The 15,397-nt window shown below is 68.9% G+C and carries 12 protein-coding genes and 1 pseudogene; 4 read left to right on the plus strand and 9 right to left on the minus strand.

Features of this window, described 5'->3' with window-relative positions; genetic code table 11:
- Window positions 1-3: 3 nt before the first annotated feature.
- The 9 genes from secA to IPJ61_RS04790 all read right to left on the minus strand — a co-directional run bounded on the left by secA (window position 4) and on the right by IPJ61_RS04790 (window position 13,005).
- Complete coding sequence (secA, locus tag IPJ61_RS04750) at window positions 4-2,796, minus strand: preprotein translocase subunit SecA (protein WP_459251249.1); 2,793 nt, start codon at window positions 2,794-2,796, stop codon at window positions 4-6.
- Window positions 2,797-2,936: 140 nt separating this feature from the next.
- Window positions 2,937-3,539, minus strand: a complete 603-nt coding sequence (gene hpf, locus IPJ61_RS04755; protein ID WP_297103690.1) for a ribosome hibernation-promoting factor, HPF/YfiA family — start codon at window positions 3,537-3,539, stop codon at window positions 2,937-2,939.
- Between the two features lie 161 nt (window positions 3,540-3,700).
- Complete coding sequence (locus IPJ61_RS04760; protein WP_297103692.1) at window positions 3,701-4,336, minus strand: ComF family protein; 636 nt, start codon at window positions 4,334-4,336, stop codon at window positions 3,701-3,703.
- Between the two features lie 59 nt (window positions 4,337-4,395).
- Window positions 4,396-6,093 (minus strand): GerMN domain-containing protein, encoded by a 1,698-nt coding sequence (locus tag IPJ61_RS04765; RefSeq protein WP_297103695.1) that lies wholly within the window; start codon window positions 6,091-6,093, stop codon window positions 4,396-4,398.
- Entirely contained in the window at window positions 6,090-7,574 is a 1,485-nt protein-coding gene (gene mtrB / locus IPJ61_RS04770; RefSeq protein WP_459251262.1) for an MtrAB system histidine kinase MtrB, read from the minus strand. The genes IPJ61_RS04765 and mtrB overlap by 4 nt, the downstream gene beginning before the upstream one ends.
- Window positions 7,575-7,638: 64 nt before the next feature.
- A complete protein-coding gene (gene mtrA, locus IPJ61_RS04775; protein WP_297103697.1) occupies window positions 7,639-8,340 on the minus strand; it encodes an MtrAB system response regulator MtrA in 702 nt (233 codons plus the stop codon).
- Window positions 8,341-8,437: 97 nt separating this feature from the next.
- Window positions 8,438-9,019 carry a YqgE/AlgH family protein gene (locus tag IPJ61_RS04780; RefSeq protein ID WP_297103699.1) on the minus strand — a complete coding sequence of 194 codons (582 nt, stop codon included), beginning with the start codon at window positions 9,017-9,019 and terminating at the stop codon, window positions 8,438-8,440.
- A gap of 67 nt (window positions 9,020-9,086) precedes the next feature.
- On the minus strand, window positions 9,087-11,588 hold the full coding sequence (locus IPJ61_RS04785; RefSeq protein ID WP_297103701.1) for a polynucleotide kinase-phosphatase: 2,502 nt from the start codon (window positions 11,586-11,588) through the stop codon (window positions 9,087-9,089).
- A complete protein-coding gene (locus IPJ61_RS04790) occupies window positions 11,581-13,005 on the minus strand; it encodes a 3' terminal RNA ribose 2'-O-methyltransferase Hen1 (RefSeq protein ID WP_297103703.1) in 1,425 nt (474 codons plus the stop codon). Before IPJ61_RS04790 ends, IPJ61_RS04785 begins: the two co-directional genes overlap by 8 nt.
- A gap of 104 nt (window positions 13,006-13,109) precedes the next feature.
- On the opposite strand from IPJ61_RS04790, the gene IPJ61_RS04795 reads away from it, so the two are divergent.
- From IPJ61_RS04795 to IPJ61_RS04805, 4 genes and pseudogenes are all read left to right on the plus strand, one after another.
- Window positions 13,110-13,346 carry a hypothetical protein gene (locus IPJ61_RS04795; protein WP_297103705.1) on the plus strand — a complete coding sequence of 79 codons (237 nt, stop codon included), beginning with the start codon at window positions 13,110-13,112 and terminating at the stop codon, window positions 13,344-13,346.
- Between the two features lie 372 nt (window positions 13,347-13,718).
- The gene (locus IPJ61_RS04800; RefSeq protein WP_297103707.1) at window positions 13,719-14,825 is read left to right on the plus strand and encodes a hypothetical protein; all 1,107 of its coding nucleotides are present in this window, start codon (window positions 13,719-13,721) and stop codon (window positions 14,823-14,825) included.
- Between the two features lie 315 nt (window positions 14,826-15,140).
- A pseudogene (locus IPJ61_RS22165) lies at window positions 15,141-15,215 on the plus strand (hypothetical protein); the annotation flags it as partial.
- A 26-nt stretch (window positions 15,216-15,241) separates the two neighbouring features.
- On the plus strand, window positions 15,242-15,385 hold the full coding sequence (locus IPJ61_RS04805; RefSeq protein ID WP_297103710.1) for a hypothetical protein: 144 nt from the start codon (window positions 15,242-15,244) through the stop codon (window positions 15,383-15,385).
- Window positions 15,386-15,397: the final 12 nt, after the last annotated feature.

Raw genomic sequence — 15,397 nt, forward strand, 5'->3', positions numbered from 1 at the left:
GAATCAGGCGGCGCGGCCGTGGCAGAGCTTGTACTTCTTGCCGGAGCCGCAGGGGCAGGGCGCGTTGCGGCCCACCTTCGCGGTCGCCGTCGCCTGCTTCGCTCCAGACTTGGTGGCCTCGCCGCTTTCGTCCGGCGCGGAGTAGGTCAGGTTCTTGTCCGCCTTGCGCTCCAGGCCCTTCGCCAGCGGCGCGTGCTCGTCGACCTTCTCGGGCGTGCGCGGTTCTTCGGTCTGAAGCGAGGCGGTCAGGTCGCCGACCGTGACCGCGTCGCCCTCGTCGTTGGTCACCAACGCGACCCCCGGCTCCTCGACCGGCTTGCGGACGGTGACCTCCAGGTTGAAGAGGAAGCCCACGACCTCCTCCATGAAGGCCTCCATCATGGCGTTGAACATGTCGCCGCCCTCACGCTGGTACTCGACCAGCGGATCGCGCTGCGCCATGGCACGCAGGCCGATGCCCTCGCGGAGGTAGTCCATCTCGTAGAGGTGCTCGCGCCACTTCCGGTCCAGCACGGTCAGCAGCACCTGACGCTCCAACTCGCGCATGGTCTCGGTGCCCAGCTGCTCCTCGCGCGCGTCGTACGCGGCAAGGGCATCCTCCTGCACGAGCTCGATCAGCTCGTGCTGCTCGGGCAACTCCTCGGCCACGTCGTCGACCTTGATGGTGACGGGGTACAGCGTCTTCAGCTCGGTGAGCATCGTCTCGATGTCCCACTCCTCCGGGATTCCGGATGTGTGGGTGCGCACGACGTCGGCCACGACACGGGAGCAGGTGCCGCGCAGCTGCTCCGAGACGTCGACGCCGTCGAGGACGCGGCGGCGGTCGCCATAGATGGCGTGCCGCTGGCGGTTCATGACGTCGTCGTACTTCAGGACGTTCTTGCGCATCTCGAAGTTCTGCGCCTCGACCTGCTTCTGCGCGCCCTCGATCGACTTCGAGACCGACTTCATGTCGATCGGCACGTCGTCAGGCACCTTCATCATCAGCAGCGCGCGCTCAAGCAGCTCGGGCCGGAACAGGCGCATCAGATCGTCACTGAGCGACAAGTAGAAGCGGGACTCGCCCGGGTCTCCCTGGCGGCCGGACCGGCCGCGCAGCTGATTGTCGATGCGCCGGGACTCGTGGCGCTCGGAGCCGACCACGTAGAGGCCACCGGCCTCCACCACCTCGTCGTGCTCCGCGGCCACCTGGTCCTCGAGCGCGGCGAGAGCGTCGGCCCAGGCGGCCTCGTACTCGTCGGGGGTCTCGACGGGGTCCAGCCCCTGCTTGCGGAGCTGGAGGTCTGCCAGGAACTCGGGGTTGCCACCGAGCATGATGTCGGTGCCACGGCCGGCCATGTTCGTCGACACGGTGACCGCGCCCTTGCGGCCCGCCTCGGCGACGATCGCGGCCTCGCGCTCGTGGTGCTTGGCGTTCAGCACCTGGTGCGGCACGCCGGCGCGCTTCAGCAGCCCGCTGAGCAGCTCCGACTTCTCCACCGACGCCGTGCCCATGAGGATCGGCTGGCCCTTCGCGTGACGCTCGACGACGTCGGCCACGATGGCCTCGTACTTGGCCTCCTGCGTGCGGTAGATGAGGTCGGGACGGTCGGCGCGGATCATGGGCCGGTTGGTCGGGATCGGGATGACGCCGAGGCCGTAGATCTTCTGGAACTCGGACTCCTCCGTCTTCGCGGTGCCCGTCATGCCGGCCAGCTTGTCGTACATGCGGAAGTAGTTCTGCAGCGTAATCGTCGCGAGCGTCTGGTACTCGTCCTTGATCTGCACGCCCTCCTTCGCCTCGAGCGCCTGGTGGAGACCCTCGTTGTAGCGGCGGCCATGCAGCGTGCGGCCGGTGTGCTCGTCGACGATCAGGACCTCGCCGTCGCCAGCGATGACGTAGTCCTTGTCGCGCTTGAACAGCTCCTTGGCCTTGATGGAGTTGTTCAGGTAGGAGATCAGCGGGGTATTGGCCGACTCGTAGAGGTTCTCGATGCCGAGGCGGTCCTCGACCTTCTCGATACCAGGCGCGAGAACGGCGATGGTCTTCTTCTTCTCGTCGACCTCGTAGTCGACGTCGCGGGTCAGGGTGCGCGCCAGGCGGGCGAATACCGGGTACCACTCGTGGTTGTCTTCCGCGGGGCCGGAGATGATCAGCGGGGTGCGGGCCTCGTCGACGAGGATCGAGTCGACCTCGTCGACGATCGCGTAGTGGTGTCCGCGCTGAACCATGTCCGCATTGCGGAGTGCCATGTTGTCGCGCAGGTAATCAAAGCCGAACTCGTTGTTGGTGCCGTAGGTGATGTCGGCGGCGTAGGCCGCGCGGCGCTCCTCGGGAGTCATCTCCGAGAGGATGGCGCCGACCTCCAGACCCAGGAAGTGGTGGATACGGCCCATCTGCTCCGACTGGTACTTGGCGAGGTAGTCATTAGTGGTGACGACGTGTACGCCGTTACCGCTCAGCGCGTTCAGGTAGCTGGGCAGCGTACCCACAAGGGTCTTGCCCTCACCGGTCTTCATCTCGGCGATGTTGCACCAGTGCAGCGCGGCACCGCCCATGATCTGTACGTCGAAGTGGCGCTTGTGCAGCACCCGAACCGACGCCTCGCGCACCGTGGCGAACGCCTCCGGCATCAGTCGGTCGAGCGACTCGCCGTCGGCGATGCGGGCCCGGAACCGGTCGGTCTCCGCGCGTAGCTCGGCATCCGACATCGCCTTGAAGTCCTCCTCGATGGAGTTGACCTGATCGGCCACCTTCTGCAGCTTGCGGAGCTGGGCTCCGGAGCCGAGGCCGCTCAGAAATTCCATGAATCCCACGAGTGTTGTCCTTCTTGCTTGATCAAGGGCCGAGCCCGAAGAGGCTGCGGCTATGCCGCCCGCCATCCTAACGCGCGCGGCCAACACGCGCAGAACGCCCACCCAGCCGGTGGCTGGGTGGGCGTTCTGCGCTCAGGCGGTCAGGACACGTTGAGGTGGATCACGCCGTAGTTGTAGGCCTTGCGGCGGTACACGACCGACGGACGGCCGGTCTCCTTGTCCTGGTAGAGGAAGAAGTCGTGGCCGACGAGCTCCATCTCGTCGAGCGCCTGGGCAAGCGTCAGCGGCTCGGTGTCGAACTCCTTGACCCGCACCACCAGCGGGCCGTCCCCGGTGACGACCAGTCCCGCGACCTCGACGGTCTGCGGGGCGTCATCCTCGACCTCGACGGCGGCGACGAGGGCCGCCGCGTCCTGCGCAGGCCCGGTTCGCAGGCCGCGGTGCGTCTTGCGGCGGTCGGCCGCCTTGCGCAGCTGCGCCTTCAAGCGATCGAGCGCCATCTCGAAAGCGGCCGTCTTGTCGCTCGCCCGGGCCTCCGCCCGGACGACGGGGCCGCGGCTGCGCAGCGTCAGCTGCACATTGATCGCGTGGGAGGGATCCTTCGTCGCGTCATCTGCGGTGAAGTCAACCTCTGCCCGGATCACCCGGTCACGCAATCGCTCGACGGTGGCGATCCTCTCGTGAACGAGCTCTTTGAGTTCAGGGTTGATCGTGCAGTGCCGACCGGTGACGACGATGTCCATCAGTTCCTCCGTCTGTCGTGGGACCACATGGCCCAGCTCCCACCCGTGGGGAAGTCCCGCGAGTGAATGGTGCAACGCCGCAGGTGACCCGAGAAATCTCGGACCTGCGGCGTCTCCATGCACTAACGCTACTCCCCTGAGAAAGGCCATGTCAGTGTCTTTCACCAACTGGTCAGGGGTTTGTCTGCGCGCGCGATCACCGCCACTCCTACGACCTCGACCTCCGCCTCGCGCAGCGCCCTGAGCGCCTCGGCGACCGTCGCCCCGGTGGTGTACACGTCGTCGACGAGCGCCACCGGCCCTGTGTGCAGGGCCGCCACCATCGATCCTGCGAGGTTGGCCGCACGGTCCTCGCGGCCCAGCCCGCGCTGGTCTGCGCCGCGCGCGGCGCGCGACAGCAAGGCGCGCCGCGGGAGGCTGGTGCGCGCCGCCGCGGCGGCGCAGATCCTGCCTGCATGGTCGAAGCCGCGCCTCCGCACGGCGCCGCGGAGCGACGGAACGGGAACCAGCGCCGTCGACGATGGCGGCGCGAGCTCGCCGATAGCACGGGCGAGCAAACCGCCGAGGAACCGGTCGAGATGCAGGGCGCCGTCGTCCTTGAACCGCGGGATGATGCGGGCCAGGAGCGGTCGGTAGTCGCATGCTGCCACGATCCGAGGCGAGCCATGGGCCACCTCGAGCGGCGGCCCGCGCAGCGCCCATTGGCAGGTGGCGCACACGCCCCAGCCCGGGTGGTCGCAGCCTGGGCAAGCCGAGCCGAGGAGGAGATCGGCGGCGGCATCGAAGAGAGCCCTCATACCCTCGTTATGGCAAGAACGAGGACCCGCTCACCGGATATCCACAGGCCACGCTCGGGTCAAGCACCGAAGCTGATCGCGCTGATGTCCTCTATGATGCGGTTCCAGCGCGTCCGCGCCTCGAACCGCCACACCATTCCCGCCTCATTCCGGATCGCGACTGAGCCCCCGCCGAGGCGGGCCATCGCGGTGATCTCCGCGACGTCGCCGACCACCGGACCGAGGTCCTCGACGAGCGATCCGTCTGACTGGGCCAGGAAAACCGATCGCCCAGAGGCGCTCGACCCGATGAAGGCGAGCGCCGTCTCCGATTGCCAGGAGACCGCGGTGACGTCGGTGATCTCCGAGCCGCGCGGGCTCACCATGTGCAGCGGCCACGACCCGTCGGTCTCGGTCCCGCTCGGCAGGACCGCGGTCAGGCTCAGCGTCCGCACCTGCCCGGAGCGCACGACGAGCGCGAGGCGGGCCCTCGTTGGGGACACCGCGAAGGCCTCGACGACCGCGCCCTCCGGCAAGGTGGTCCCGACGGCGACCACGTGCTCCGAACGGTCGAGGGTCAGCAGCCGCGTCACGCCGTCAGTGCCGTCGCCCAGCAGCCAGAGGGCGCCGAGCGCGAACTGCGGCGCACGGAGGTTCGTGAACTCGGCTTTCACTGGAGAGACCTGCCCGCCGAGCTGACCGAGGCTCAGGCCCGTCCTGCTCTCGTCGACATAGGCGACGGAGACGCCGTCCAGGGAGACTGCGACATCCGCGCTCCCGTCGGCCTGCGGCGTCAACGGTACGAACTGGGCCTCCTCGCTCACTCGCCCGGGCACCCCCTCACGGATGCCGTACAGATTCGGCGTCGCTCCCCGCGAGAGCACCTGATAGCCGAGCTGGCCCGCGAGTTCCAGCACCCCGGCCGCGTTGGATCCCGGCAGCGCGAAGCCGACGCCTCCTTGCGTGATCACCAGGCCAGTGACCCTCGGGATGGAGGTGAGGGACCAGATCAGCTGAGCCCCGAGCGCTCTGCGGGCATCGCCGGTCATCGCGGTGTCGAGGCCGAGCAGGTCGACGGTGACAACACCCTGACTGTCGATCTTCGCCATATCCGGGCCGAGGGTGACGTTCGAGGGGAAGGCATTCGACACCGTGCGCACCAGCTGCGGCGACGAGCCATCGAGCAGCGCGTCGACCACCCACGTGGGTGTGAGCAGCGCCTCGGGAACGTGCCGGAGGTCCGGCACGACGTGGGTTCCCGCACGGCTCATGAAGTACAGCGGCACATGGGAGTAGTACCGCTCGAAGATGTAGCGCGAAAGGAGAAGCCCCTCCGGCGCGGTGCCTATCCGCCACTCGCCGTCCTCACGTACGAGCCCGAACTCGTAGGTGAACGGGCGGTACGCGGACGTCAGCCGACCCGCATCGTCCAGCTCGCCGAGAAGGTCTCCTTCGACCCGGACCCCGCCTTCCGCCTCCGTGGTCACGGTCGTCAGCACGACCTGGGCCGTCTCGGGGTCCCACTGCGAGGCCGCGTCCGTCGTGAGGTATTGCCGCGCGACGGCGTAGTCCTCGGCGGGATCCGCCATGGCTTGGAGGAAGCCCTCCACCAGGCGGATCGGCGTGACACCCTCCGCCGGCGGCTCGGGCGCGATGTCGATCCCGCGCGGCTGCGGCGAGTAGGGAACCTCCTCGACGGGGCCGGTCGTGGGGATGTTGCTGCACCCCGACGCCAGGACGACCACCAGGCCCATGATGATGCCGATCAGTCGCTTCATGAGCGGCCTCCCTTCGCCGCAGGGATGTCATCGACGGGGATGACCGGCAGAGGCGAGCCGGTCAACTCGTGCCCCGGCTCGCGCGGCAGTGTCAGCCGGAACTGGGCACCACGGCCCGGGCGGCCCCACGCCGTCAGCCAGCCGCGATGCAGGCGCGCATCCTCCATCGAGATCGCCAGCCCGAGGCCGGTGCCGCCGACGATCCGGGTGCGGCTGGGATCCGCGCGCCAGAACCGGTCGAACACCCGAGCGGCATCCTCCGCCGCGAAGCCGATCCCATGGTCGCGGACCGTGACGGCCACCGCGACGTCGTCGGCCGCGACCGTGACGTGAACGGGCTTGCCCTCCGCGTGCTCGAGCGCGTTGGTGATGAGGTTGCGGACCAGTCGGCGGATCCGTCGGGAGTCGACCGACGCCGTCGTGTCGTCGGTCAGGCACTCGACGGTCACCTCAACGCCCAGCTTCTGCGCCATGCCGGTGTTCGCGGCGACCTCAGCTTCGACCAGGGACGCGACGTCGCTCTCGTCGAGCGCGAGCACGGCTGCCCCCGCGTCGAAGCGGGAGATCTCGAGGAGGTCAGCGAGCATGGTGTTGAACCGGTCGATCTCTGTGCTCATGAGCTCAGCCGACCGGCTTTCGCTCGGGCCCATCTCGCCGCGCGCGTCGTAGAGCACGTCGGCCGCCATCTTGATGGTCGTCATCGGCGTGCGGAGCTCGTGCGAGACGTCGCTGACGAACCGCTGCTGCAACGTCGACAGCGTCTCCAGCTCGCGGATGCGCTGCTGGAGCTGAGCCGCCATGCGGTTCATGGAGCGGGCGAGCGAGGCGAGGTCGTCGGTGCCGAGCACCTGCATCCGCTCGTCGAGCTGCCCGGACGCGAGCTTCAAGGCCGTCATGCTCGCCCGGCGCACGGGCCGCACGACCTGTGCCGTGACGAGATAGGCGACGAGGGTCAGCGCCAGCACCAGCACGCCGCCGGTACCGAGGATGGCATCGCGCAGCGACTGCAGCGTGCGCAGCTCCGTGGTCATCGGGAAGATGTAGTAGACCGGGAACCGCTCCCCCGTCGGCCCGATCAGGGAGGCGCCGATCGCCCACCCCGGCTCGGGCTCCGCGGCAGGGTCAGTGAACCGCACCTCTGTCGGCGTCACGTACATGCCGCCGGTCAACTCCACCTGCTGACGCAACGCGTCAGGCACCGACTCCGCCTGGATGCCCGACGACACAAGGCTCGACGCCGGTCCCTGAATGACGACGCGGTACTGCGCGGCCTGGGCGTCAGCGAGGTCGGCGAGGCGGTTCAACGCCTCATGGGCAGAGGTGCCGCGCGCGTCGGGCGTGCGCAGCTGTTCCTGCATGAATGCGTAAACGCTCGCGGCCTCGTTCAGCGACGACTCCCGCTTCGCATCGACGACGCCCACCGTCGCCTGCTGCAGCAGGACGACACCCGCCAGGAACAAGAGAACCACGGAAAGCGTCAGCGTCGAGATGAGCACCCGCAGCGGCAGCGAACTCCACCACAGCCGCCGGAATCCATGGCGACGCCTACGCGACCGGTTCACCGGCCCGGTACCCGATGCCCCTGACCGTGATCACGATCTCCGGCTTCTCGGGATCGCGCTCCACCTTGGCCCGCAGGCGCTGCACGTGCACGTTGACCAGTCGCGTGTCGGCAGCGTTGCGGTAGCCCCAAACCTCGTCGAGGAGCGCCTCGCGGGTGAACACATGGGTCGGCCGTTTGGCGAGCGCGAGGAGAAGGTCGAACTCGAGGGGGGTCAGGCTCAGCAGATGGTCGCCGCGCTTGACCTGGTGAGAGGAGACGGAGATCGAAAGGTCGCCGATGGGCAGCCGGTCCGCGCCGCCGTCGCCGGAGTTGCGGCGCAGTCGCGTGCGGATGCGGGCGATCAGCTCCTTGGCCTTGAACGGCTTCGGCACGTAGTCGTCCGCGCCTGCCTCGAGGCCTGCGACGACATCGGAGGTGTCAGAGCGCGCCGTGAGCATGATGATGGGCACGCCGGACTCGGTGCGAATGTCACGGCAGACCTGAACGCCGTCGCGGCCGGGCAGCATCAGATCGAGGAGCACGAGATCGGGGCGCGACGCGCGGAACTCATGCAGCGCCGCGTCGCCCGCGGCGCAGTGCGCCGTATCGAACCCCTCCTGCCGCAATACGATCTGGAGCATCTCGGCCAACGCGGCGTCGTCGTCGACGACGAGGATGCGCGCCCTGCCTTTCGCCTCGTTCACTGGATCCCCCTACCTAGGTAACTGCCGCGGACTCCCGCGTCGTTGCCTGCCATGGTACCGAGCCGGTCAGATGACCGCGTGGGGTTGGTTGTCGCACTCAATTGAGCCTCGGTTCCTCGGTCCAGGTCGACCACCGGCCGGTGGCGCCGCCCATTCTTCGGAGCACGCGCCGCCACAGTCCTTCCGGGGCGCCGAAGACGTCGGTGGCGGTGGCTTTCGTGCGGAACCAGGACCCGCGCAGGAGTTCACCCTCCAGTTGGCCGGGCGCCCAGCCGGAAAGGCCGGAGAACACGCGCAGCTGCGCAAACGACGTCGCCAGCAGCTCCCGAGGGAAGTTGACGTCGACGACTCCGACGTCGCCCAGCACGCGTTCCCAACCCGGCGGCGGTTGCTCCGCGGAGACGGGTTCGCCCAGGAGCACGACCACCTCAGGATTGACGGGACCACCGGTCATCACCTCGCCCGGCGGGCTGAGCAGGCCGCCGAAGTGCTCCCTGACCTGGGCTAGCGGCGATCCGGGCGCCGCCTCCTCATCGGGCGGCAGGTTCAGGCACAGCCCGATGGTGCCGCTCTCGTTGTGGGAGATGAGCAGGATGACGGTGCGGTCGAAGAAGCCGCCCCGTCCGGGTTCGGTCGCTACGAGCAGCTGCCCGACGGCGATGGCCCCTGCGTACTCCACCCCAGCGAGCCTAGTGCGGCGGCGCTGTCGGCGACCCCGAAACGCGGGGATTGAGGGACATCGGCGCTCAGAGCCTGGGGTCGACCGGCTCGGACTCGAGCGCGAGCACTCCGAAGACCGCTTCGTGAATCCGCCACAGCGGCTCACCGGCGACGAGCCGCTGCACGGCCTCGAGCCCCAGCGCGTACTCGCGCAGCGCGAGCGACCGCTTGCGGCCGAGGTTGCGTTGCCGCAGCCGCTCGAGGTTCTCGGGTTCGGTGTAGTCGGGACCGTAGATGATCCGCAGGTACTCGCGGCCGCGGACCTTCAACCCGGGCTGCGGGGCCTTGCCCTTCGACGTCCGCACGAGGTTGGCCAGTGGTTTGACCACCATGCCCTCTCCCCCGTCGGCGGTGAGCTCCTCCCACCAGGCGATGCCGTCCGCCCGGCTCGCGGCATCGCGGGTGTCGACCACCCGTCGCCGCGTGTGACGGAAGAGGCCGGGATCGGCCGCTACGAGCCGGTCCGCGAGGTCGAGGTGCCACAGATGGTCGCGGTCCGCGTAGCTCGAAACCTTGCCTGCAAGGACCTGGAAGACGGCGAGCTGCACGCCGTCGAGCCCGTTGGTCGGCCAGACATAACGCTGCCAGGCGGCGTCGTAGGCGCGGGCATTGGCCAGCCGCGACTCGGTCCGACGGAGGAGGGCCTCGACATCGACGCCGCGCGCCTGGGCGGTGGCGAGTGCCTCCACCGCGGGTGGCAGCGCCAGCAGGGCCGACGATCCGACGGGCGCGTACTGCTCGCGCAGCAGCCCCTGCGACTTCACCGACCAGGGAAGCAGTTCGGCGTCGAGAAGCAGCCAGTCCGTGTCCAGCTCCCTGTCGATGCCCGACTCGCGCACGGCGGCGCGGACGCGGTCCAGCAGGTGCGTCGTGAGATTGGCGTCGAAGAATGCGCGGCCGGTGCGCGTGTACACCGAGCCGCCGTCGGGCGTGAGGTAGACGACGGCGCGCGAGCCCATGTGCTTCTCCTCGCAGAGCACCTGGCCGATGCCCCATTCCGCGTACTGGGCGAACGCCTCGTCGGGGTGTTCGAGGTAACCGCCGCGGGTCGAGGTGGCGACCGGCGACATCGTCGGCGGGAGATACGGAACCAGGCGCGGATGCAGTGCGAACCGGCTCATCACCTCCAACGCACCCGCCGCGTTCTCCGCTGTGATGGTGACGCGTCCCATGGTCTCGGTCTCGACGGAGCGCCGCCCGACGACGTCGGTCAGCCGCAGCTCGTCCTCTCCGCGCTGCGGGGCCGACGTCAGAAACGGCTTTGCCGGCTCGTAGTGCACCTCCGTCGCGGGCACCTGCACGGTCTCACGCTCGGGATAGCGCAGGGCCGAGAGGCTCCCGCCGAACACGCATCCGGTGTCGAGGCACAGCGTGTTGTTGATCCACTCGAGGGTTGGGGTCGGGGTGTGGCCGTAGACGACCATCGCGCGACCCCGGTACTCCTCGGCCCACGGGTAGCGCACGGGGAGGCCGTACTCGTCGGTCTCGCCTGTGGTGTCGCCGTACAGCGCGAACGAGCGCACCCGGCCGGAGGCGCGGCCATGGTAGGCCTCCTTCAGCCCGGCGTGCGCCACGACGAGACGTCGGTCGTCGAGGACGAGGTGCGAGACGAGCCCGCGGCACCACTCGCGCACCTCGTCGCGGAACTCCTGCGGCTCCTCGGCCAGCTCCGCCAGCGTCGTCTCCAGGCCGTGGGTGGCCTGGACCTTGCGGCCGTCGAGCGCCCGGACGAGCTTGGCCTCGTGGTTGCCCGGCACCGCGAGCGCGTGACCAGCCGCGGTCATGCCCATCGCGAGGCGCAGCACGCCGACCGACGACGGCCCGCGGTCGACGAGGTCGCCCACGAAGACGACCCTTCGCCCCGCCGGATGTTCGGCGTCGACGGCGCGGCCCTGGTCGTCGCGGCGGATCTCGTAGCCGAGGACGCCGAACAAGGCGAGCAACTCGTCAAGGCAGCCGTGGACGTCGCCGACGATGTCGAACGGACCGTGCTGATCCGAGTAGTCGTTGAGGAGGCGGTCGCGCACCACGGTGGCCGCGTCGACCTCGTCGACCGACCTCAGCACGTGCACGCTGCGGAAGCCCTCCCGGCCCAGCCCGCGCAGCGATTTGCGCAGCATCGTCGCTTGCCGCTTGACCGGTCCAGGCCCGAAGTCACGATCCGGGCGCGTCGCATTGCGCTCGAGCGCGACTTCCAGCGGAACGTCGAGCACGATGGCCACCGGGAGCACGTCGTGGTCGCGGGCCACCTGCACCAGCGCGGCACGTGACTCCCGGGACACGTTCGTGGCGTCGACGACGGTGAGCAGCCCGCGGTCGAGGCGCTTGCCCGCGATGTAGTGGAGGACGTCGAACGCGTCGCCGCTGGCGGACTGGTCGTTCTCGTCGCCGCTGACCAGTGCGCGGCAGTAGTCGGAGCTGATCACCTCGAAGGGGGCGAAGGCGCGGCGCGCGAAGGTGGTCTTGCCGGAGCCCGACGCGCCGATCAGCACGACGAGGCTGAGGCCGGGGATGTGCAGCTCAGTCATGGGCAGGCTCCTGCGTGCGGGCGTCGGTGAACAGGGCGAGTTGCGTGGGCGCGCCCAACTCAGGGTCGACGTCGCCGACCGTGCGGAACGCGACTCGGTAGCCGTGCTCGTCCGCCACGCGGGTCGCCCAGGCCTCCAGCTCGACCCTCGTCCACTCGAACCGGTGGTCAGGGTGCCGCCACTGGCCGTCGGCCAGCTCGTAGATGCTGTTGCACTCGCGGTTGGGCGTCGTGAGGATGACGTGCTTCGGCCGTGCCGCACCGAAGACGCTGCTCTCCAGCGACGCGATCCGGTCCGGTTCCAGGTGTTCGATCACCTCGATCAGCAGGACGGCGTCGAAGCGCTCGATCGCGTCGTCGCGGTAGGTCACCGATGACTGCCGCAGTGTGAGCTTGTCCCGCTGCTTGTCCGGGCGCCGATCCAGGTTGAGCTTCCGCTCGGCGTACTCGAGGACGCGCGGCGAGACGTCGATGCCGACGATCTCGGTCACCGACGGCTCCTCGATCAGCGCCCTCAGGTAGTAGCCCTCGCCGCAGCCGAGATCGACGACGCGCCGTGCCCCTACCTCGCGCACCGCGGCCATCACGGCCTCCAAGCGATGCACCCGAAGCGGGGTCCGCTGCTCGGCGGCCGTGGGATCGTCGTCTGTCCGGTCGTCGTCGGCTTCCTCCGGCTCGACCACGTCGTCGAGGGCGTTCAGGCGCGCCGTAGCGTCCTCGATGAAGGAGCGCCGCGCACGGAGGTAGCGGCGCACGATCAGCTCCCGCTGCGGATGCTCAGCGAGCCAGCCCTCGCCGCGCCGCACCAGCTTGTCGACCTCGTCGGAGCTCGCCCAGTAGTGCTTCGCGTTGTCGAGCACGGGGAGCAGGACGTAGAGCTGCGAGAGCGCGTCGGCGAGGCGCACGGTGCCGGTGAGGGTGAGGTCGACGTAGGGCGCGTCGCCCCACTCGCCGTTCGGACCGAAGGGCGCAGTGCTCGTCTGGGCCTCCCAGCCGAGCGGCTCGAAGAGCGCGCGGACCAGCGCATCGCCGCCCCGCGCGGGCACGGCGGGAACCCGGAGCACGAGCGGCAACTGGGTCGCGGCGAGCTCGGGACGGGAGTCGCACCTGCCGTTGAGTGCGGTCGTGAACACCCGGCCGAGCGCGACGGCGAGCATCGACGACGCCGCATACGGCCGGTCCGTGACGTAGTCGGTCAGGGAGAGCCCCTCGCGGGTCTTCAGCCGGCGCCGCACCATCGAGATCGGGTCGATCTCCAGCAGCAGCGCCGCCGTCACGCGCTCCGCCATCGACTCAGGGTAGAACACCGTCGCCTCACCCACGGGCAGCGAGAACTTCTGGACCCGGTCCGGATGCTTGTGCAACAGGAACCCGAGCCCGGCAGCGTCGGGCCCGGTCATCGTGATGGTCAGCAGCATCGGCCCATTGTGTCAGGCCTCACCGACAACGTCTCCTCGCAAAGTTGACGGAGTCCTCTGCGCTAGGGTTCGGGTGTCCGTCAGAGCCGCGGAAGGGGTCGCCGATGTCACTGGTTGTCGTCACCTACGCCGCGGTGGCTACCGGGAACCTCTTGCTGCGCGCCGCCGGTCAGCCCGCGCTCCCCGGCTACCTGACTCCAAGCGCCGGTGTGCTTGAGCGCATCGTCGCCCGGACGAAGGACAGCCGCGAGAACAGGAGGCGCGAAGACGCCATCACGGCGATGCTGGCTACCCGGGAATTTCGCGGAGGCGGACGACGGCGACGTCAAGGCCGCCGATGAAGCGGTTGCCCGGGTGTTGGGCTCCGTGCCCGCCAGCGAGCGGTTGCTCGCTGTGATCCGCGACACCGATGCGCTAACAGTCCTGCTCAAGGACCGGGCCGCCGAGGAAGAGACAAAGCTCCTCAGCTCCCCGGCCCAGGCGGCCTTCCGCGCAGTCCTGGAGGCTGCAGTGAGGGCAAGGTGCTGCGACTGCAATCGACAGTCCTCCCGGGCCGGAAGATCGAGCCGTCGCGGCTGCTGGTTCCGACCTCCGGTGCGTTCCCGTTCGTCGACCGCGGCGGCCTTCTCGAAGAGCTCGTCACCTGGGTCGACGACCCCAGCCCTTTCAGCGTCCGCATCCTCGGCGGGTCAGGCGGCAGCGGAAAAAGCCGCTTGGCCGTCAAGCTGTGCCGCGCTCTCCTGCGTCGCGGCGACTTCTGGAAGGCCGGGTTCCTCGGCGCCGACGCCAACAGGCTCCCCGCGGCGCTCAGCGCCCTGACAACGCTCCCCGGTGGTCGGCTGATCGTCATGGACTACGCCGAGACCCGTACCGTCGACGTCGCCGAGGTGCTGGAGACGCTGCCCGATTCGGCCACCTCGCTAGAACCGGTGCGAGTGCTGTTGCTGGTACGGAATCCCTCCGGCACGCCCGCCTCGCTGGACGACGCCCGACCCTGGGTCGACGCTGTGCGCGCCACCCGCCGGGAGGACGCCAATCAACTGCTGGACGATGCCCATTGCGCGCTGCTCGACGCCGCACCTTTCTGGGATACAGAACGGATAACCCTGTTCGAGAAAGCCCTCGCGCAACTCCCGCCGTATCTAGGGCTCCCCGAAGAGTCACTCTCCGGCACGGTCGACACCCACTTCCTCGGCCGCCCGGAGTTCGCTCAGCCGCTCTACGTCGTGATGGCCGCGTACCTGCAGTTGGTCGGCACCCTCAACGCCACAGACGGCCCCGCAGCCCTGTTTGAAGGGGTGTTGGAACACGAGGCCGAGTATTGGCTAAGCACCGCGGCCCTCCCGCACATCAAGCTTGACCTCACCGAGCCCGAGCTTCGGTTCTTGGTAGCCCTGGCCACCCTGACAGACGCCACTGATGACAACGAGGCACGCGAGCTTCTCAACCAGGTCGCCTTCTTGGCCGGCGACGCCAATTCGCGCTGCCGAGATCGTGCACTGGCTTGGCTGCGGCAGCTCTATCCCGGTCAGGGCGCATCGTACTGGGGGCAACTCCTCCCCGACCGCCTCGGCGAGTACCTCGTGACCCAGGAGGTGAGCAGCCGAGCGGAACTGATCGCCGCCGCGTTCAATCCAGAGCGATCCCCCGCCCGCGCAGTGGATTCGTCCCTTCACCGTCCTCGCCCGCGCCTGCACCGACTACGAGAACCTAGAATCGGTGGCTGTCCCCCTCGTCAACGAACTCCTCGTCGCCTGGTGCGAGCAATGCCACAACCTTGCATCCACCCCAGCTCCCTGGGCATCGTCACCCATCGTTGAGGCACTCACCGCCCTGGTCGAGACCACGGGGGGCGCTGCCAGGTCGAGCAACTCCTCAAGGCTTCGCGACTCCTCGGTCTGGGCAACCGGCTTCTCACTCCACTGGCTCTCGCTATTGACCACGCCGCCGTTCACGCTACTGACCCTGTACCCGACACGCCTACCCGGTCAGATGCACTACACAGCTACGCCGTCTCGCTGGCCGAGGTCGGGCGCCGCGAGGAGGCCTTCGAACCCGCTCTCGAAGCCGTCACCCTCTACCGGGCACTCGCCGAGACCAACCCAGCCGCATACAAACCCGACCTCGCAAGGTCGCTGAACAACTACGCCAACCGGCTGGCCGATGTGGGCCGCTGTGACGAGGCCGTCGACCCCGCCCACGAAGCAGTCGAGATTCATTGCAACTCGCTGAGACCATGCCTGCCGCCTACGCGGATCAGCTCGTGTGGTCGTTGGGGATGTTGGCCAGGCTCCGCGAGGCCGAGGGATCGGACGAGCGGGCCGCCGCGATACGGGCGAAGGCGGACGTGTGGCGGCCGCCGGAGGACAACGTCGGCTGAGCACCATCCCGC

Source organism: Tessaracoccus sp., from assembly GCF_016714275.1.
GTDB lineage: Bacteria > Actinomycetota > Actinomycetes > Propionibacteriales > Propionibacteriaceae > Arachnia.